15 protein-coding genes are annotated in these 19,180 nt (G+C 69.8%); 11 read left to right on the top strand and 4 right to left on the bottom strand.

The genetic code is table 11. The features are described from left to right. Positions 1 to 301 precede the first annotated feature (301 nt). From JK358_RS11360 to JK358_RS11330, 7 genes are all read left to right on the top strand, one after another. Positions 302 to 976 carry a DUF8176 domain-containing protein gene (locus tag JK358_RS11360; protein ID WP_201946558.1) on the top strand — a complete coding sequence of 225 codons (675 nt, stop codon included), beginning with the start codon at positions 302 to 304 and terminating at the stop codon, positions 974 to 976. A gap of 110 nt (positions 977 to 1,086) precedes the next feature. Then, a complete protein-coding gene (locus JK358_RS11355) occupies positions 1,087 to 2,268 on the top strand; it encodes an aminotransferase-like domain-containing protein (RefSeq protein ID WP_201946555.1) in 1,182 nt (393 codons plus the stop codon). A 153-nt stretch (positions 2,269 to 2,421) separates the two neighbouring features. Next, the gene (locus JK358_RS11350) at positions 2,422 to 3,147 is read left to right on the top strand and encodes a response regulator transcription factor (RefSeq protein WP_201946552.1); all 726 of its coding nucleotides are present in this window, start codon (positions 2,422 to 2,424) and stop codon (positions 3,145 to 3,147) included. A gap of 59 nt (positions 3,148 to 3,206) precedes the next feature. After that, positions 3,207 to 4,214, top strand: a complete 1,008-nt coding sequence (locus JK358_RS11345) for a sensor histidine kinase (RefSeq protein ID WP_307817463.1) — start codon at positions 3,207 to 3,209, stop codon at positions 4,212 to 4,214. Positions 4,215 to 4,577: 363 nt separating this feature from the next. After that, positions 4,578 to 5,021 carry a diaminobutyrate acetyltransferase gene (gene ectA, locus JK358_RS11340; protein ID WP_443677904.1) on the top strand — a complete coding sequence of 148 codons (444 nt, stop codon included), beginning with the start codon at positions 4,578 to 4,580 and terminating at the stop codon, positions 5,019 to 5,021. Then, positions 5,021 to 6,289: a diaminobutyrate--2-oxoglutarate transaminase gene (ectB, locus tag JK358_RS11335; protein ID WP_201946545.1), complete on the top strand. Its 1,269-nt coding sequence runs from the start codon at positions 5,021 to 5,023 to the stop codon at positions 6,287 to 6,289. Before ectA ends, ectB begins: the two co-directional genes overlap by 1 nt. Before the next feature lies 1 nt (position 6,290). Next, complete coding sequence (locus JK358_RS11330; protein WP_201946543.1) at positions 6,291 to 6,680, top strand: ectoine synthase; 390 nt, start codon at positions 6,291 to 6,293, stop codon at positions 6,678 to 6,680. A 106-nt stretch (positions 6,681 to 6,786) separates the two neighbouring features. On the opposite strand, the gene glpK is transcribed toward JK358_RS11330, so the two are convergent. Continuing rightward, a complete protein-coding gene (gene glpK / locus JK358_RS11325; RefSeq protein WP_201946542.1) occupies positions 6,787 to 8,283 on the bottom strand; it encodes a glycerol kinase GlpK in 1,497 nt (498 codons plus the stop codon). Positions 8,284 to 8,411: 128 nt separating this feature from the next. On the opposite strand from glpK, the gene glpD reads away from it, so the two are divergent. Then, positions 8,412 to 10,151: a glycerol-3-phosphate dehydrogenase gene (glpD, locus tag JK358_RS11320; RefSeq protein WP_201946541.1), complete on the top strand. Its 1,740-nt coding sequence runs from the start codon at positions 8,412 to 8,414 to the stop codon at positions 10,149 to 10,151. Here glpD and JK358_RS11315 read toward each other — a convergent pair. Further along, positions 10,138 to 10,920: a DNA-formamidopyrimidine glycosylase family protein gene (locus JK358_RS11315; protein WP_201946540.1), complete on the bottom strand. Its 783-nt coding sequence runs from the start codon at positions 10,918 to 10,920 to the stop codon at positions 10,138 to 10,140. The two genes, glpD and JK358_RS11315, sit on opposite strands and share 14 nt — an antisense overlap. A gap of 12 nt (positions 10,921 to 10,932) precedes the next feature. After that, positions 10,933 to 15,843 (bottom strand): Lhr family ATP-dependent helicase, encoded by a 4,911-nt coding sequence (locus tag JK358_RS11310; protein WP_201946538.1) that lies wholly within the window; start codon positions 15,841 to 15,843, stop codon positions 10,933 to 10,935. 186 nt (positions 15,844 to 16,029) lie between these two features. On the opposite strand from JK358_RS11310, the gene JK358_RS11305 reads away from it, so the two are divergent. After that, positions 16,030 to 16,575 carry a histidine phosphatase family protein gene (locus tag JK358_RS11305; protein WP_201946536.1) on the top strand — a complete coding sequence of 182 codons (546 nt, stop codon included), beginning with the start codon at positions 16,030 to 16,032 and terminating at the stop codon, positions 16,573 to 16,575. A 19-nt stretch (positions 16,576 to 16,594) separates the two neighbouring features. Here JK358_RS11305 and JK358_RS11300 read toward each other — a convergent pair whose 3' ends face one another. Continuing rightward, the gene (locus JK358_RS11300) at positions 16,595 to 17,215 is read right to left on the bottom strand and encodes a TetR/AcrR family transcriptional regulator (RefSeq protein ID WP_201946533.1); all 621 of its coding nucleotides are present in this window, start codon (positions 17,213 to 17,215) and stop codon (positions 16,595 to 16,597) included. A gap of 69 nt (positions 17,216 to 17,284) precedes the next feature. On the opposite strand from JK358_RS11300, the gene JK358_RS11295 reads away from it, so the two are divergent. After that, the gene (locus JK358_RS11295; protein ID WP_201946530.1) at positions 17,285 to 18,250 is read left to right on the top strand and encodes a patatin-like phospholipase family protein; all 966 of its coding nucleotides are present in this window, start codon (positions 17,285 to 17,287) and stop codon (positions 18,248 to 18,250) included. After that, positions 18,247 to 19,095 carry an SDR family oxidoreductase gene (locus tag JK358_RS11290; protein ID WP_201946527.1) on the top strand — a complete coding sequence of 283 codons (849 nt, stop codon included), beginning with the start codon at positions 18,247 to 18,249 and terminating at the stop codon, positions 19,093 to 19,095. The genes JK358_RS11295 and JK358_RS11290 overlap by 4 nt, the downstream gene beginning before the upstream one ends. Positions 19,096 to 19,180 lie beyond the last annotated feature (85 nt).

The raw sequence follows: 19,180 nt of genomic DNA, 5'->3' as shown, positions 1-19,180 counted from the left end.
GCCGCAGTATCGGGCGCCGGATTCGTGGAGTGCGCCGGCGACCGGGCAGTATCCGCCGGTGGGCGGGCCGGCGACCGGGCAGTATCCGCCAGCGGGCGGGCCTGCGACGGGGCAGTATCCGCCGGCGAGCGGTGCCGACCCGGTGGCCGGGGCGCAGGCGGCCGGCGCCGGTGTGCCGAACCCTGGGGCGAGCGGGACGCCGTCCGGCGCGGATTCGGGATCCGGTGCGGGAGAACGGGCTTCGAGTGTTTCCGATTCGGGGTCGTGGTGGCGGTCCTCGGGGTCGGACGGGTTTCCGCCGGTGCCGCCGCCGGATCGGGCGCGGGCGGAATCGGATTCGCTCTCCTGGGCGGATGATCCGATCGGTCGGGCGCTGACGCCGAAAAACGTTGTGCCACAGGGCAAGGTGGACGAGGAGGAGAAGGCTGCGCCGCCGTGGGGCAGGATCGCGGCCGGGGTGGGCGCGCTGGTGGCGGTGATCGTGGCCGTCGCGGTGGTGGTCGCGGTGGCCACGCGGGATACGGAGCCCGCCGAGCCGACGGCCGCGCCGCCGGTGCCCGCGAGCACGAAGCGGGCCGCCACCGCCACCACCTCGCCCGCGGAGTTGAGCTGCCCCGCCAAGCGGGAGGGCAATCTCACCATCGGGAACGGGCCGGGCAGCACCGCCAACGGCGCGGACGCGATTCTCGGCTTCCAGCATTCGTTCTACACGGATCGCAGCGGCGTGAAGGCGCGGACTTTCGTGGCGCCGGATGCGGCGAACGTGTCGCAGGCCGAGGTCATCCAGAACGCGATCAACGATGTGATTCCGGTCGGGACCAGCTACTGCGTGCGAATCGTGGAGGTCACCCCGGAGCTGTTCGACGCGGATCTGACCGAGCATCGCCCGGACGGGACCACCACCGTGTACAAGCAGCGCATCACCACCGTGAACCGGGACGGGAAGAGCCTGATCTTCACCATCGACGAGCGCTGAGCCCGAACCACTTCCCGCATTCCCAGAATATGGGATTCTCATTTCATATTCTGGTCGTGCTGTGACATGGTGGGGTTTCGTATACCCCGGCGTTCCCTCGGAGGTGTTCCATGTCGGCGCTCGTCCCCCCGCTGTCCCGGCGTCTCGACGGCCTGCGGAGTTCGGCCATCCGCGATCTGCTCAAGCTGACCGCGCGCGCCGACATCATCAGCCTGGCCGGCGGCCTGCCGGACGCCGAACTCATGCCGCGCGACCGCATCGCCGTAGCCGCCGACGCCGCCCTGTCCGACCGTTCGCGCCTGCAGTACACGGAGTCGCCCGGCTGGGGCCCGCTGCGCGAGGTGCTGGCCGCCCGCGAGTCCGCGCGCCTGGGCCGCGAGGTCCCGGTGGCGGAGGTCTTCGTCACACACGGTTCGCAGCAGGCGCTTTCGCTGCTGGCCGAGGTGCTGCTCGATCCCGGTTCCCTGGTGATCGTGGAGGATCCCGCGTATGTCGGTGCGCTGCAGGTCTTCCGGGCCGCGGGCGCGCGAATCGTGGCTGTTCCCTTGGATTCCGAGGGTATGCGCGTCGATGTGCTGCGTGAGTTGCTGGCCGGTGGCGAGCGCCCCGCCTTCGTGCACACCGTGAGCAACTTCCACAATCCGGGCGGCGTCACCATGAGCCCGAACCGTCGCCGCGAGCTCGCGGAACTCGCTGACGCACACGGCTTCTGGGTGATCGAGGACGACCCCTACGGCGAACTCTGGTTCGACCGGCCGTCCCCCGCCCCGGTGGCGACCTACTCGCCCAACGTGATTCGTCTGTCCAGCGTCTCCAAGATCCTGGCCCCCACCCTGCGCGTCGGCTGGATGACCGCTCCGGAGCGCGTCTGCCGCGCCGTCGAACTCCTCAAGCAGGGCGCTGACCTGTGCGGCTCCGCTCTCACCCAGCAGATCGCCGCCGACCTGCTCGCCGACACCGACTGGCTCACCGGCCACATCGATTCCGTCCGCGCCGCCTACGGGCAGCGCGCGCACGCGCTCGTGGACGCCGTGCGCACCCGTTTCGGCGACCGCGTCACCGCCACGAACGCGGCGGGCGGCATGTTCGTCTGGGTCGACTTCACCGACGGCACCGACACCCAGGCGCTGCTCCCGCAGGCCCTGGACGCCGGTGTCGCCTACGTCCCCGGCAATGCCTTCGCCGTCTCCACCGACTACACGGCGTCCATGCGCCTGTGCTTCACCACCTCCGACGCGAACGCCCTGCGCGAGGCCGTGGACCGGCTCGCCAAGGCGCACGGGCACGTCTAACCCGGGCGTGGCAAGCCACCGGTGGGCAATGTCACGATTTGGTTTCGATGCCGCTTGACCGGGTAGTCCTACTTGCTGTGACTGTGCGGTCCGGGTTGCCGCGCGCTTACTGAGCGCGTACCTCCCGGTTCGCCGTGACAGTGAGGACGGATTATGAGTGCGAACCTGATGATCGTGGAGGATGACGACCGCGTCCGCGCCGCGCTGCGACTGGCGATGGAGGACGAGGGCTACGACGTCGCCGAGGCGGAGGAGGCCGAGGTGGCGCTGCGCCACCTGCGCGACCACGGCGCACCCGATGTCGTCATCATCGACCTCATGCTCGGCGGCATGGACGGCTTCACCTGTATCCGCGAGATCCGCCGCGACCACGATGTCCCCATCATCGTGGTCAGTGCCCGCGACGACACCCACGACGTGGTCGCCGCGCTGGAGGCGGGCGCCGACGACTTCGTCACCAAACCCTTCGAGGTCAAGGAGATCACCGCCCGCATGCGCGCGGTGCGCCGGCGCATGCAGTTCGCTGTCGAGGCGGCGGCGGACGGGGAACCCGAACTCGGCACCACCGTCCTCGACGAACATCCGGACGTGCCGCTGATTCTCGCCCCCGAGAGCGGCACCGTGCACCGCGGCGACGAGGAAATCCACCTGACCCTCACCGAATACCGGCTGCTGTGCGAACTGGCCGGATCCCCCGGCCGCGTCTTCAGCCGCGCCACCCTGCTCGAAAGAGTCTGGGACCAAGGCTTTTTCGGCGACGAGCGGATCGTGGACGTGCATATCCGCCGCCTGCGCACCAAGATCGAGCGCGACCCCTCGGATCCGCGCGTGGTCGTGACGGTCCGGGGCCTGGGGTACCGGCTCGATCTGCAGCGATGACCGGCGAAGGCCGGCGCCGGCGCTGGCGGGCGCGGGCACCCCAAAGTCTGCGCGGGCGTGTGGTTCTCGCCTTCGCGCTGAGTGCGAGCCTGGTGTCCTTCCTGCTGGCCGTGGTCATGTACACGGCCGGCACCGACTATGTGCGCTCTCACCCCGGGGAATCGGCCACGCGCCTGAGTCATGTGCTGATCATCGCGGTACTGGCGGCCACCGGCGTCGGCGCGGCGGTGGGCGTGTGGGTGAGCCGCCGGGTACTCGAGCCGCTGGGCCGGATCTCCGGCACGGCCGCGCGAATCGCCGCCGGGGACTTGAACACCCGGCTGCCCCGCTCCGACGATCACGACCTGTCGCCGACCGTCGACGCCTTCAACAGCATGGTCGACTCCCTGCAGCGGCGCATCGAACGTGAACGCCGCCTGGTCGGCGACGTCAGCCACGAGTTGCGCACACCGTTGACCACCCTCGTCACCAGTGTCGGTGTGCTGCAACGACATGCGGACGATATGCCCGAGCGCTCCCGGCGCGCGCTGGGACTGGTCGCCGACGAACTCGAGCATCTGCGCAGCACCCTCGACGACATGCTCGCCCTGGCGCGCGTCGAAGCGGGCGTGTATGTCGGTGACGCCGAACCGCTCTCGGTCGCCAGCCTGCTCAGGTACACCCTGGAGGGCCGCAAGCACGCGGCCGGGCTGCTCACCGTCACCGAGGACGTCGTCATCAGCGGCCGCAAACTGGAACTCGAACGCGCACTGGCGAATCTGTTCGACAATGCCGTGCGGCACGGCGGCGGTCTCACCGGCGTCACGGTGCGCCGGGCGCGCGGGGAGGCCATCATCGTGGTCGACGATCTCGGCCCGGGTGTTCCGGAAGCCGAGCGGGAGCGCATCTTCGAGCGCTTCGCCACCGTGGGCGCGGGCCGGCGCACCGCCACCGGCACCGGTATCGGATTGGCGCTGGTGGCCGAAACCGTGGCCGCGCACGGCGGCACCGTGGACTGCGCGGATCGGCCGGGTGGCGGAGCGCGATTCATTGTCCGGCTACCGGTCTGCGAACAGCCCGGAGAATAAGGCCGTCCCCGCCTGCCGAGTGGTTCGCGCGGACGCGCGAGGATACTCCGGCCGTCATGAAGATCACGTGTCCGCAATCACGGCGAATTTCTGTTTGGACCGCATCACCGCAGGTGGTGCGGTCCTTCCATATTTCATGCATGCCGGTTTCATGACAATCGCCGACGTGCCCGTCATCAAACGGTAATGATCTCGACCGGATGACCTCAAGATCACTCGGTAAGGCTGAAATTCGTCATGAAGACACAATTCAGCCAATTGCCCGTAGCAACCGAACCGATTCTCCCCGGCCCGCCGCAGGCGACCGCGACGGTCGACTCCCTGACCGTCATCCGGAGTCCACGTGTCGCCGATGGCGCGGACATCTGGCACATCGCCGCCGATTCCGGTGTGCTGGACACCAATTCGAGTTACGCGTACCTGATGTGGTGCCGTGACTTCACCGCCACCTCGGTGGTGGCCGAAATCGGCCGCACCGTAGCCGGATTCGTCATCGGCTACCGGCGACCGGAGGCGCCCGACACGCTGTTCGTCTGGCAGGTCGCCGTCGACCACCCGTACCGCGGCCTCGGCCTCGGTGTCACCATGCTCGACCGGCTGTGGGACGGCCTGGCCCGGCAGGGGGTCTCGAAACTCGAGACCACCATCTCGCCGGACAACAAAGCCTCCATCGCCATGTTCTCCGCCCTGGCCCGGCGGCGCGACTGCCTGCTCACCGACTGGCCGCTGTTCGACCGCCCCGACTTCCCCGACTCACACGAGCCCGAACGTCTCTACCGCATCACCCCGAAACCGACGGAGGAATGATGACCAGCACCGATATGACGATCTTCGAACACGTCGAGTCGAATGTGCGCGGGTACTGCCGGTCCTGGCCGACCGTGTTCGATTCGGCCAGCGGCGCGTGGCTGCACGATGAGGCCGGACGCGACTACCTCGACTTCTTCGCCGGAGCGGGCGCGCTCAACTACGGGCACAACAATCCGGTGCTCAAGCAGGCGCTGCTGGAATACATTGCGGGCGACGGCATCACGCACGGACTCGACATGTCCACCGTCGCCAAGCGCAAGCTGCTGGAAACCATCCAGCGCACCCTGCTCACCCCGCGCGGTCTGGACTACAAGGTGCAGTTCCCCGGGCCGACCGGCGCGAATGCGGTCGAGGCGGCGCTGAAACTGGCCCGCAAGGTGACCGGTCGCACCACGATCCTGAACTTCACCAACGCCTTCCACGGCATGACGCTGGGCGCGCTGGCCGTCACCGGCAATGCCGGTAAGCGCGCGGGAGCCGGTGTGCCGCTGACACATTCGATGCCGGTGCCCTACGACGGCTACCTGACCGACAGCGACGGCCTGGACTGGATGGAACGCGCCCTCGACGACACCTCCTCCGGGATGGACCTGCCCGCCGCGGTCATCGTGGAGACCGTGCAGGGTGAGGGCGGCGTGAACGTGGCCAGCGCCGAGTGGCTGCGCCGCCTGGCCGAACTGACCGCGGCGCGCGGCATCCTGCTCATCGTCGACGATGTGCAGATGGGCTGCGGACGCACCGGGCCGTTCTTCTCCTTCGAAGCCGCCGGCATCCACCCGGATATCGTCACGCTGTCGAAATCCATTGGCGGATATGGTCTTCCGATGGCGCTGGTGCTCATGAAGCCGGAACTCGACCAGTGGTCGCCCGGTGAGCACAACGGCACCTTCCGCGGCAACAACCCGGCCTTCGTCACCGCGCAGGCGGCGCTGCAGCACTACTGGTCCGACGGCGGTCTGCAGACCGCGACCTTCGTCAAGGGCGAGCGCATCCAGCGCGCGCTGACCGGCATGGCGGCCGCCCACGAGGGTATGACCACCAGGGGACGCGGTCTCGTGCACGGCCTCGTCTTCGACGACGCCTCGCAGGCCGGAAAGGTCTGCAGTGTCGCCTTCGATCAGGGGCTGCTGGTGGAGACCTCCGGTCCTGAGGACGAAGTCGTGAAACTGCTTCCCCCGCTGACCATTACCGCCGACGAACTCGACCACGGCCTCGAAATCCTGGCCACCTCGGTCGATGTCGTGTGCACCGGAAAGGGCAACTGACATGATCGTGCGCACCACCGACGAAATCACCGGCACCGAACGGGATGTCGCGGGTCCGGGCTGGCGCAGCAAGCGCATCGTGCTGGGCGGCGACGGGGTGGGGTTCTCGTTCCACGAGACCACCATCGAGGCCGGGACCACCCACGAGTTCCACTATCAGAACCACATCGAGGCCGTGTGGCTGGTCGAAGGCGAAGGCACCCTCATCGATCTGGACAACCAGACCGCCTACCAGCTGGCCCCCGGCTCGATGTACCTGCTCGACGGGCATGAACGGCACCGCCTCGACGCCCGCACCCGCATGCGCATGATGTGCGTGTTCAATCCGCCCGTGACGGGTCGTGAGGTGCACGACGAGAACGGCGTCTACCCGCTGGTAGCGGCAGTGTGAGCGATACCCCCGGTGCCGCGCGCTGTGAGGGGCGCGCGGCACCGGGGCTTACGCGGTGCGGCGCCGATCGGACGGGGCGGTCCCGGACCGCGGCCGCGGGGACGGGTCAGACCCAGTCGTAGGTGCGCTCGACCGCCTTGTTCCACTCGTGCATGAGGCGCTCGCGTTCGGCATCGGCCATGGTGGGGTTCCAGCGCTTGTCCTCGGCCCAGTTGGCGCGGATGTCCTCCGGGCTCTTCCAGTAGCCGACGGCCAGTCCGGCGGCGTAGGCCGCACCCAGGGCCGTGGTCTCGGTGACCACCGGCCGCACCACCGTGGTGTCGAGAATGTCGGACTGGAACTGCATGAGCAGTTCGTTCACCACCATGCCGCCGTCCACCTTGAGCGTCACCTTCTCGACGTCGAGCCGCTGCGCCTCGGCGTCGGCGCGCATGGCGTCGATGACCTCACGTGTCTGGAATGCGGTGGCCTCCAACACCGCTCGCGCGATGTGGCCCTTGGTGACGAAGCGGGTCAGGCCCGCGAACACGCCGCGCGCGTCCGGCCGCCAGCGCGGCGCGAACAGGCCGGAGAAGGCGGGCACCACGTACGCGCCGCCATTGTCGTCCACCGTGCGGGCCAGCGCCTCGATCTCGTCGGCGGAGGAGATCATGCCCAGGTTGTCGCGCAGCCACTGCACCAGCGAGCCGGTGACCGCGATGGAACCCTCCAGCGCGTACACGGCGGGCTGCTCGCCCAGCCGGTAGCAGACCGTGGTCAGCAGGCCGTGCTCGCTGAACACCGGGGTGGTGCCGGTGTTCATGAGCATGAAGTTGCCGGTGCCGTAGGTGTTCTTGGTGTCACCCGGCTCCAGGCACGCTTGCCCGAAGGTTGCCGCCTGCTGGTCGCCGAGAATGCCCGCCACCGGGACGCCCGCCAGCGCGGTCGTGGTGATGTCCCCGTACACCTCCGAGGAACTCCGGATCTCCGGCAGCATGGCGACCGGCACCCCGAATTCCGCGCAGATGCTCGGATCCCATTGCAGCGTACGAAGATCCATGAGCATGGTGCGCGAGGCATTGGTGACGTCGGTGAGATGCTGTCCGGTCAGGTTCCACAGGATCCACGAGTCGATGGTGCCGAAACACAGTTCGCCTGCCTCGGCGCGCTCCCGCGCGCCCGGGACCCGGTCCAGGATCCAGCGCAGTTTCGGCCCCGCGAAGTAGGTGGACAGCGGCAGGCCGGTGCGGTCGGCGTAGCGGTTCGCGCCCTGATCGCCCGCGAGTTCCTCGGTGAGAGCGGCGGTTCGGGTGTCCTGCCAGACGATGGCGTGGTGAATCGGCCTGCCCGTGGCGCGTTCCCACACCACCGTGGTCTCGCGCTGATTGGTGACGCCCGCCGCGGCGATGTCGGCGGCGGTGATGCCCACCTTCGTCAATGCCTCCGCGATCACCGATTCGGTGTTGCGCCAGATGGTTTCGGCATCGTGCTCGACCCAGCCGGGCTGCGGGAAGATCTGCTCGTGCTCCCGCTGGGCCACTCCGGCGATCCGTCCCTGATGATCGAAGACGATGCACCGGCTCGAGGTCGTACCCTGATCGATGGCGGCAACATAGCGACGCATTCGTGCAGGCTACTCGAAGCGGGAGCGGGTGCGGCGCTACGACACTGGAGGTGGGCGGTCGCACCGGATGCCGGAGCGGTGGTCTACGGTTGCCAGTGGGTAGCCGGAGCGACTTGAAGGAGTCGAGCATGACCGCCAAACCGCAATCGCAATTCCTCGGCCCGCAGCAGCGCGAAGCCGCCTGGGAACGGCTCGGAACGGACACCTTCGACGTGGTCGTCATCGGCGGCGGCGTGGTCGGCGCGGGCATCGCCCTGGACGCGGCCACCCGCGGTCTGGAAGTCGCCCTGGTAGAGGCCCGTGACCTGGCCTCGGGCACCTCCAGCCGCTCCTCCAAGATGTTCCACGGCGGTCTGCGCTACCTGGAGATGATGGAATTCGGGCTGGTGCGCGAGGCGCTCAAGGAACGTGAGCTGGCACTGTCCGCGCTCGCCCCGCACCTGGTGAAGCCGCTGCGGTTCCTCTACCCGCTGTCGCACTACGCCTGGGAGCGGCCGTACGTGGCCGCCGGACTGCTCCTCTACGACAATATGGGCGGCGCGAAATCCGTTCCGGGACAGCATCATCTGACCAAATCGGCGGCCCTGCGGCTGGCTCCCGGACTGAAGTCCGGGGTGCTCACCGGCGGCCTCACCTACTACGACACCGTCGTCGACGACGCCCGCCACACCATGACCGTGGCCCGCACGGCCGCCCACTACGGCGCGGTCATCCGCACCTCCACCCAGGTCGTCGGCTTCCTGCGGGAGGCGGACCGGGTGGTCGGGCTGAAGGTGCGCGACAGCGAGGACGGCCGCACCACCGAGGTGCGCGGCAGCGTCGTCATCAATGCCACCGGCGTCTGGACCGACGAGATCCAGTCCCTCGCGAATCAGCGCGGCCGATTCCATGTGCGAGCGTCCAAGGGCGTGCACATCCTCGTCCCCCGCGACCGCATCGCCAGCGACACCTCCATCATCCTGCGCACCGAGAAGAGCGTCCTGTTCCTCATCCAGTGGAGCACCGACCACTGGATCATCGGCACCACCGACACCGACTGGAATCTCGACCTCGCCCACCCCGCCGCCACCAAGGCCGATATCGACTACCTCCTCGACCACGTCAACAAGGTCCTGGTGACCCCGCTGACCCACGACGACATCACCGGCGTCTACGCGGGTCTGCGCCCCCTGCTGGCCGGTGAGAGCGACCAAACCTCCAAACTCTCCCGCGAACACGCCGTCGCCCGCATCGCCCCCGGCCTGGTGGCCATCGCCGGCGGCAAGTACACCACCTACCGCGTCATGGCCTACGACGCCGTCAACGAGGCGGCCCAGGACATTCCGCGCCGCGTCCCGCCCACCATCACCGAACGCGTCCCCCTCCTCGGCGCCGACGGCTACTACGCCCTCATGAACCAGGCCGCCCACCTCGCCGAGAAATACGGCATCCACCCCTACCGCGTCCAGCACCTGCTCAACCGCTACGGCTCCCTCATCGACGAGGTCGTCGGCATGGCCGAAGGCAATCCCGAACTCCTGGAACCGATTACGGCCGCCCCCGGCTACCTCCGGGTGGAGGCCCTGTACGCCGCGGCCGCCGAGGGAGCCCTCCACCTCGACGACATCCTCGCCAGGCGCACCCGCATCTCCATCGAATACGCCCACCGCGGCGTCGACTGCGCCGATCAGGTAGCCCGCCTCGTGGCCCCCATCCTCGGCTGGACCGCCACCGACATCGACCGCGAAGTCGCCACCTACACCGCCCGCGTCAAGGCCGAGATCGAATCCCAGACCCGCCCCGACGACGCCTCCGCCGACGCCCTGCGCCTGGAAGCCCCCGAAGCCCGCCGCGAAGTCCTCGACCCCGTCCCCATCACCCGCGACTGAACCCACTGACCTCGGGAGGGCTGGGTTGGCAGCGCGGGCAGAAGTAGATTCCGCGCTCTTCCCTGGTGCCGTCGCCGAGCATGCGGATCACCAGGTTCGTTCCGCAGCGGGGGCAGGGGCGGTGTTGTTTGCCGTAAGCCAGTGTGCGCCAGGGGGGTTCGTGGGCGGCGCGGGTCAGTACGCGGTGTGCCTCGTCGACGAGGGCGGTCAGGTCTTCGATCCGGCTGATCGGGGTGGCGGGGTGGATCTTGCGGAGGAAGCACACTTCGCTGCGGTAGATGTTGCCGATTCCGGCGAGGTTGGTTTGGTCCAGTAGCGCTGTGCCGATGGGGGTTTCGGGGGTTCGTTCCAGGCGTCGGACCGCTTCGGCGGGGTTCCAGTTCGGGCCCAGGAGGTCGGGGCCCAGGCGGTCGGTGACCGTGTGTTCGTCGGCGATCGGCAGGACCTCGACGGTTCCCAGGGAGAAACCGACGGCCTCGGCGTCGTCGGTGGCCAGGATCAGGCGAGCGGTGAAGCCGGGCTTGGTCCAGCGCTGACCGGGGGTGTGGACGCGCCACACGCCCTCCATTTTCAGGTGGGTGTGAATGCTGACCTGAGGGGTCCGTACGAACAGGTGCTTGCCGTAGGAACCGACGCTCTCGACGGGCTGCCCCCGCAGGTCCAGGGTGGCGTAGCGGGGTACGCGAAAGTCGCTGCGGGTCAGTACTTTTCCCGCCAGGGCGCGGCGCAGGCGGGCCGCCGCCAGGAAGACGGTGTCGCCCTCAGGCATGCGCGGACCGGCTCACGGGCGGCTCCGCAGGCGGAAACCGCGCGGTGTGGCGGCGAAACCGGCCTCGGTGAGGAAACCGGCGAAGGTGTTGCCGTGCACGGATTCTCCGTTCACGCGGTCGATGACCAGGGAATCGACTCGGCGGTCGTGGACCAGGCCCGCCAGGGCGGCAGCCGCTGCCGTGCGCACCGCTGGATCCTCGGTGAACGTGAGCAGGGTTTTGCCGCCGCGTTCCAGATACAGCGCGAGTTCGCCGCCGACCAGCACCACCAGCGCTCCCGCCTTTCGGCCCGGTCGGTGGCCCACACCCTCGGCTGCCGTCTTGGGCCAGGACAGCGCCGCGCCATAGGGATTCGCCGGATCGCAGGCGGCCAGCGCCAGAGCGGTGCCCCCGGAATCGGTGGCACCCGTGCGGTCGGTGTCGAAGGAGCGGAGCCGGTCGACCACATCGGTGGTGGAGAACTGCGCGCCGCCCAGGGAATCGACGAAGTAGCCGCGGCGGCAGCGGCCGCGGTCCTCGAACTCGGTCAGGACGCGGTACATCAGCGCGAATCCGCCGGTGACGCCTTCACTCTGCACCGAGCCCCGGGTCAGGACACCGTAGCGCTCCAGCAGGATGTCGGCTGTCGCGTGCGCGCGCAGCGTGGTGTCCGCCACCCGATCCGGCAGCAACGACCAGCGCCCGGCCACCTGCGGTGAGCTCTGCCGCACCGGCGCACCGCCGCCGGGCAGGTACATGCGCCCGCGCGGTGCCCGGCGCGGGGTGCGATGGGCGGTGGTGGTGCGGGTCGTTCCGGCCAGCAGGGCCCGCACCGGCGCGAAGGTGTCGCCCGCGACGTATCCGGCCCACACCAGTTCCCACAGCGCGGCGACCACCGCGGCCTCGTCGTCCGCACCGGTGGACTCGGCGAGCTGCCGGAAGAAGTACGCGCCGCCGGTGCTCGGCACCACCTGATACGCCGGAGGCGTTGCGGGCGAACCGATTCGAGAGCCCGGCACCGGGGTCGACGGGCTGGGAAAGCCGGAGTCATCGACTGCCGATACGGCGGGCTCGTCCACGCGGGGGCCGCCGACGACGGTGGCGCCCAAGGCCATCAGCAGGCTGATGTGGATTTCGGTGAGATCCAGTTCCGTCGGCGGGCTCAGGGTGAAGGGAGCGCCCTCGGCCGGATGCAGGGCGATCCAGCCGTCCTTGGCGGTGAGGGATCCGTGGCCGGACCACAGCACCTCGCCGGTGGCGAGCAGTTCGTCCAGCAGGGCGGGGGAGTAGTCGCGGACCCGGGACGGCAGGATCAGCGACTCCCACGCCGAGGCCGGAATGGGCACGCCCGCAAGCTGTTCCACGACCGCGGCCACACCGTCGACGCCGCGGAGCTCGCGGGTGCCCACGTGCTGCCAGGCGGGGAGGAAGCGACCCAGCGCCGCCGTGGCGACGGGCTCGACCTCCTTGCGGGCCGCCGCGAGGGAGCGTCGGCGCAGCCGGCGCAGGACCTGGGTGTCGCACCACTCCGTGCCGGCGGAGCCCGGCGTGAATTCGCCTTCCACCACCCGCTTTTCGAGGGCGAGGCGGTGCAGGGCGGTGGCCGCGACGGCTGTGCCCAGCCCGAAGCGGTGTGCCACCCGCGTCAGGGTGAAGGGGCCGTGGGTGCGGGCGAAGCGGCCGACCAGGTCGCCCAGCGGGTCGGCGACCGGTTCGATGAAGGCCGCCGGAACCCCGATGGGCAGCGGGACGCCCAGGGCGTCGCGGAGCCGGGCGGCGTCCTCGATCGGCACCCACCAGGTGGAGCCCGCGAAGGAAACCTCCAGGGCGCGATGGGTTTTCACCATTTCGGCGAACCAGTCGGCGGGGTTCTCGGTGCAGCGTTCGGAGGCTTCGGCGGCGGTGAGCGGGCCGAGCAGGCGCAGCAGGTCGGCCAGGCCCTCCATATCGCGCGCCTGCCGCTCGGGGGTGAGCCGCTGCAACTCCTGTTCGGTCTGCTCCAGCACCGCAGAATCGAGCAGTTCGCGCAGTTCCACCCGCCCGAGCAGTTCCGCCAGCAGGCTCGAATCCAGCGACAGGGCCGCGGCCCGCCGCTCGGCGAGCGGACTGTCGCCCTCGTACATGAACTGGCCGATGTAGTCGAAGAGCAGCGAGTTCGCGAAGGGCGACGGAGTGGCCGTCTCCACCTCGACCAGGCGCACCTGCCGACGCGCCACCCGGCCGAGAATGTCGCGCAGCGACGGCAGGTCGTACACGTCCTGCAGGCACTCGCGCACCGTCTCCAGCAGGATCGGGAAATCGGGGAACTTCCGTGCCACATCCAGCAACTGGGCCGCCCGCTGCCGCTGCTGCCACAGCGGCGCACGCTTGCCCGGATCCCGGCGCGGCAGCAGCAGCGCCCGCGCCGCGCACTCGCGGAACCGCGAGGCGAACAGCGCCGACCCACCCACCTGCTCGGTCACGAGGTCGTCGATCTCGTCCGGCTCGAAGACGAAAAGCTCGGCGCCCGGCGGATCATCCGTGGTGTCCGGCAGCCGGACCACGATCCCGTCGTCGGAGGGAGTGGGCGCGGCATCCACCCCGAACCGCTCCCGCAGCCGAGCCCCCACCGCCAGCGCCCACGGCGCGTGCACCGGCATCCCGTACGGCGAATGCAACACCACCCGCCAGTCACCCAGCTCATCCCGGAATCGCTCGACCAGCATCGTCCGATCCGTCGGCAGCTGCCCGGTCGCCTCCCGCTGCTCCTCCAGCAGCGCAACAAGATTCGCGGTCGCGTTCGCGTCCAGCCCGGCCGCCCGAGCCACCCGATCGAGCTCCGACTCCGGCGCGGCGCTCTTCGCCGTGCCCTTGCGAGCCGATCGGGGGCCGGACTTCGCCGTGCCCCCTTCGGCGCGCTGCCGCGTACCGTCCGGATGCGCGATGTCACCCAGGGCCGAGGCCAATCGGACAGGCTCGCCACCCGCCCGTGGAGCGGGTGTGTCGGTGGGGCGGTCGAGCACGGCCTCGGCGTCGAGTACCAGCTCGGCCAGCCCGCCCGGGGCGGCGGTCGAACCGCTGCGGGCCGCCCGGGTACGCCCGGTGTGCTGCTCCACGGCCTGCCCGGCTTCGCGGACGAATTCGCCCAGGGCCGCGCCCAATTCGGCGGGGCGGCCGAGGGAGTCGCCGTGCCAGAAGGGGAGTCGGCCGGGGAGGCCGAAGGCGGGGGTGACCAGGACCCGGTCGAAGGTGATTTCCTCGATGCGCCAGCTGGTGGCGCCGAGGGCGAAGACGTCGCCCACCCGGGACTCGTAGACCATCTCCTCGTCGAGTTCGCCTACCCGGGAGGCCTTTTCACCGACCATGAAGACGGGGAAGAGGCCACGGTCGGGGATGGCTCCGCCGGAGGTGACGGCGAGGCGCTGGGCGCCGGGGCGGCCCGTCAGGGTTCCGGCGTCGCGGTCCCAGACGATGCGGGGGCGCAGTTCGGCGAATTCGTCGGAGGGGTAGCGGCCGGCCAGGAGATCCAGCACCGATTCGTAGGCCGAACGGGGCAGGGCGGCATAGCTTCCCGTGGCGCGGACCGTCTCGAACCAGGCGTCCGCGTCGATGGGTTCCAGGGCGCAGGCGGCGACCGTCTGCTGGGCGAGGATGTCGAGGGGGTGGGCGGGCACGGCCAACTGCTCGATCTGGCCGCCCGTCATGCGGATCGAGGCCACCGCACAGTGGATGACGTCGGTGCGGTGTTTAGGGAAGATGACACCACGCGAGATTTCTCCCACCTGGTGTCCGGCGCGGCCGACCCGCTGCAGACCGCTCGCCACCGAGGGCGGCGCCTCCACCTGCACCACGAGTTCGACCGCGCCCATATCGATGCCGAGTTCGAGGCTGCTGGTGGCCACCACGCAGCGCAGCCGCCCGCTCTTGAGATCGTCCTCGATGAGCGCGCGCTGCTCCTTGCTCACCGACCCGTGGTGTGCTCGCGCGAGCAGTTGCGACGCACCGTGATTCACCTCGGTGGACGGCCCCAGCTGCGCGGGCGGTTTGTGCTCGGTGTCCACCGCGTCACCGATGCGCGCCGCATACGCCTCGTTCAAGCGCGCCGTGAGCCGTTCGGCCAGCCGCCGCGAATTCGCGAACACTATCGAGGAGCGATGCTCCAGCACCAGATCCACGATGGCCTCGTCCACATGCGGCCAGATCGACCCGGGCGTATCCGAATCCTCCCCGCCCGCATCGGGTTCGGTCATATCGGCGACCGGCACCCGCACCGACAGGTCGAAGGTCTTGGGCGCGGGCGGCGCGACGATGGTGATGGGCGCGCCGCCCACCAGGAACCGCCCCACCTCCTCCGGCGGCCGTACCGTGGCCGACAGCCCGATCCGCTGGGCCGGGCGCTCGGTCAGCGCGTCCAGGCGGGCCAGGGAAAGCGCCAGGTGCGCACCGCGTTTGGACCCGGCGATGGCATGCACCTCGTCCACGATCACGGTGTGCACGCCGCTCAGACTCTCGCGGGCCGCCGAGGTGAGCATGAGGAACAGCGACTCCGGAGTGGTGATCAGAATGTCCGGCGGCGTGCGCGCCATACCGCGCCGATCCGCCGCCGAGGTATCCCCGGACCGCACCCCCACGCGGATCTCCGGCGCGTCCACCCCCAGCCGTTTGGCCGTCTGCGTCACGCCCACCAGCGGCGCGCGCAGGTTCCGCTCCACGTCGACGGCCAGCGCCTTGAGCGGCGATATATAGAGCACCGAGGTCTTGCGCGGCCCCTCCACCGGCTCCCGCGTGGCCAGCTGATCGATGGCCCACAGGAACGCCGACAAAGTCTTGCCCGACCCGGTCGGTGCGATCACCAGCGTGTGCTCACCCGCCGCGATGGCATTCCACGCACCCAGCTGTGCGGCCGTGGGCGCGGGAAACGCCCCCTCGAACCACTGCCGAGTCGCGGGTGAGAACCGATCCATGGCCCCAGTGTGCACCCCGGCACCGACACGTCATCGCTTTCCGCGTCCCCACCGGCGCTGACCGGGTGACCGCAGGTAGCGACCGGTACGCCGGCCGGGCTCGCGGGAACCGGACATCCGTGCGGCGGTGGGCGAAGCATGGGCAATCGGAATACGGCCACCGCACCCGCGCGTAGGCTGCCAACCGTGCAGAAGGTGCTACGACTCGACCTGGTCAGTCACGGGATGACCGAGGCGATGCGCAAAGCACGATTTCCGGTGGACGAACCGCTGACCGAGGCGGGCCGCCGCGCCGTCTCCGCATGCGGCCGATTGCAGGCGGCGCGCGTGCTGACGGCGCCCGAGCGCCGCACCGTCGAAACCGCGGCGCTCATGGGTCTCATGGGCGACGAGGAAGATCGACTACGCGATCTCGACGCCGGCGCCTGGCGCGGCGGCGAACTCATGTCGGTGCCCAAGGAAGACCTCTACCAGTGGCTCACCGATCCCACCTTTCGCGGGCACGGCGGCGAGGCCGTGGTGGACGTGCTCGAGCGCACCGGCGAATGGCTGGCCGACATCGCCGTCGAGGGCGAGCCGACCATCGCCATCACGCATCCCGCCGTGATCCGCGCGGCGCTGCTGGTCACCCTGGACGCGCCCGCGAAGTCGTTCTGGCGCATCGACGTTCCGCCGGTGAGCGTCACCCGCCTGCACTATCGCGGCGAGTGGACCCTGCACTTCCGGCCCTGACGCCACGGCTCCGCGGCGATCACGCGGTGGCGGGCGTGCCGTTCATCGATTGTCCGAGCAGCATCATCGACCGCACCGCGTCGGTGATCAGCCGCGCCGACACGCTGGGATCGACGGCACGCTGAATGCCCAGTCCCAGACCGAGTCCGAGCAGGGTGGTCGCGGCGTCCTCCGGCGGCATGGGCAGCGTGATGCCCATCGACCCGGCCACCGTCTGCAGCTGGGCGGCCACGGTGCCGCGCATCATGGACAGATTGGAGACCAGTGCGGCCTGCAGCGCCGGATCGTCGCGGGCCACGATGGCGAACTCGAATTCGAGCAATGTCCAGCCGACATCACCGAGGGTCCGCTCGGCCCAGCCCTGGAATCGTTCCATCCGCTCGTCGAGACTGCCCGAACTGCCGACCGCCTCGGTGATCTCGCCGAACTTCGTCTCGTGGATCAGGTCCAGCACTTCCAGGCACAGCTCGGATTTGGTCTTGAAGTTGGAGTACACCGCGCCCTTGGAATAGCCCGCCTCCTCGGCGACGCGTTCCAGGCTGGTCTTGGCGTACCCGTCGGCGAGGAACATGTCGCGCGCGGTCGCCAGCAGGTCAGCGCGGGTGCGGGCCTGGCTCTCGGACCGGGTCAGTCGTGCCATGCAGCGATTCTAGGGGAATGCCAGTTTCGGGATACCGGGAGTATTCAAAAACTGCTAGTGTTCGAAACCATGGGTAACAGGAATGGGTCACAGCGACGTGGCCTGGCCATCGGATGCGGTGGCACGGTCGGCATGGCCTGGATCGTCGCGGCCCTGGCCGCGACGCGCGACGTGCTGGATTGGGATCCCCGCGACGCCGACGTCATGATCGGCACCTCGGCCGGTGCGGAAGCGCTCACCATGCTCGGCAGCGGCATCGGCGTGGACGAGCTGGTCGCCATGCAGGACGGCACCTCCACCAACCCGGTGCTGACCGCACACATGCGCAGCGAGCCGGGCCGCTTCCCGCCGCTGCCCAAGCCGCGCCTGCGGACCGGCGCTCCGGCCCGCGCGATGCGCGAACTGCTCGCCCGGCCCGGCAACGGGCACGCGCTGCTCACTGCGGGCAGCGGCCTGCTGCCACAGGGCGGTGGCGACCCGGCCTGGCTGCAGCGGCTCGCCGACCGGCTGAACCCCCGGCGCACCTGGGTCGAGCATCCGGCGACCTGGCTGGTGGCCACCGACGACGCCGGCGGGGAACGGGTCGCCTTCGGCTCGCCGTCGGCTCCGGACGCGAGTCTCGGTGCGGCACTGCGGGCTTCGTGGGCCATCCCCGGCTGGTTCCCGGCCGTGCCGATCGCCGGTCGCACCTTCATCGACGGCGGCGCGTCCTCCACCGCCTCGGTCGACCTGCTCATCCCCGCCCAGCTGGACGAGGTCGTGGTGATCGCGCCCATGGCCTCCGCCGGACGCGTACCCGCCACGGGCGCAGGGCATTTCCTGGAACGCCAGCTGCGCAACCGCTTCAGCGAGAAGCTGGATGCCGAGATCGCCCTGCTGCGCGCCGCGGGCACCAAGGTGCTCCTGATCGCCGCCACCGCCGAGGATCTCGCGGTCATGGGCCCCAACTTCATGGACGGCCGCCGCCGTCTCGCCACCTTCGAACACAGTCTGAAGAGCACCCGCCGGGCGCTGGAACAAGGGAGTTTCGCATGAGCATCTTCGGAAGCGGTTACCCCGCAATCGATCTGAAGGGCGCACGCGTCCTGATCACCGGCGCGGGCCGCGGCATCGGCCAGTGCACCGCCGAACTGTTCGCGAGCAAGGGCGCGGAGGTCGGCATCGCCGATGTCGACACCGCCGCCGCGCAGAGTGCCGCCGCGGCGTTGGGCGCCAAGGCTTTCGACCTCGATGTGCGCAATCGCGAGCAGTGGGATCAGGTCGTCGCCGACTTCGGCCGTGTCGACATCCTGGTCAACAACGCGGGTGTCATGCCCGCCGGAGCCTTCCTGGACGAGTCCGACGCCGTCGGCCGCGCCGCGATGGACATCAATGTGTGGGGTCTCATCCACGGCATGCGCGCCACCGTGCCCGGCATGATCGAGCGCGGCCACGGCCACGTCGTGAACGTCGCGTCGCTGGCGGGCAAGATCCCGGTCCCGGGCCTGGCCGTCTACAACGCCAGCAAGTTCGCGGCCGTGGGCCTTTCCGCCGCAACGCGTCTGGAGTTCGCCGAGTACGGCGTCAGCGTCAGCTGCGTCATGCCGTCGGCCGTGCGCACCCGCCTGTCCTCGGGCCTCACCCTCGGCAACGGCATGCCCACCGTGGACCCGGAGGACGTGGCCGCCGCCATCGTCAACACGGTCCGCACCCGCCGCGCGGAGGTCGCCGTGCCGAACTACCTCGGCCCGATCGACGTGGCGCTGGCCGCCGCGCCCGAACCCGCCGTCCGCCTGGTCCGCCGCCTCTTCAACGGCGACCGCGCCCTGCACCCGTCGGACACCCGCACCCGCGAGGCGTACGAATCCCAGATTCGCGCCATCACCGACGACGGCAAGTAGCCCCCGCGTCGAGCAGGGGCGAGTCGCGGTACGAGCGGTCCCGAACCGGAAGGTTCGGGACCGTTTCGCATTCGGGCGTCGTGGT

This window comes from Nocardia acididurans, from assembly GCF_016741815.1.
GTDB classification, from domain to species: Bacteria; Actinomycetota; Actinomycetes; order Mycobacteriales; family Mycobacteriaceae; genus Nocardia; species Nocardia acididurans.
This window is presented reverse-complemented; position numbering and strand designations above follow the sequence as displayed.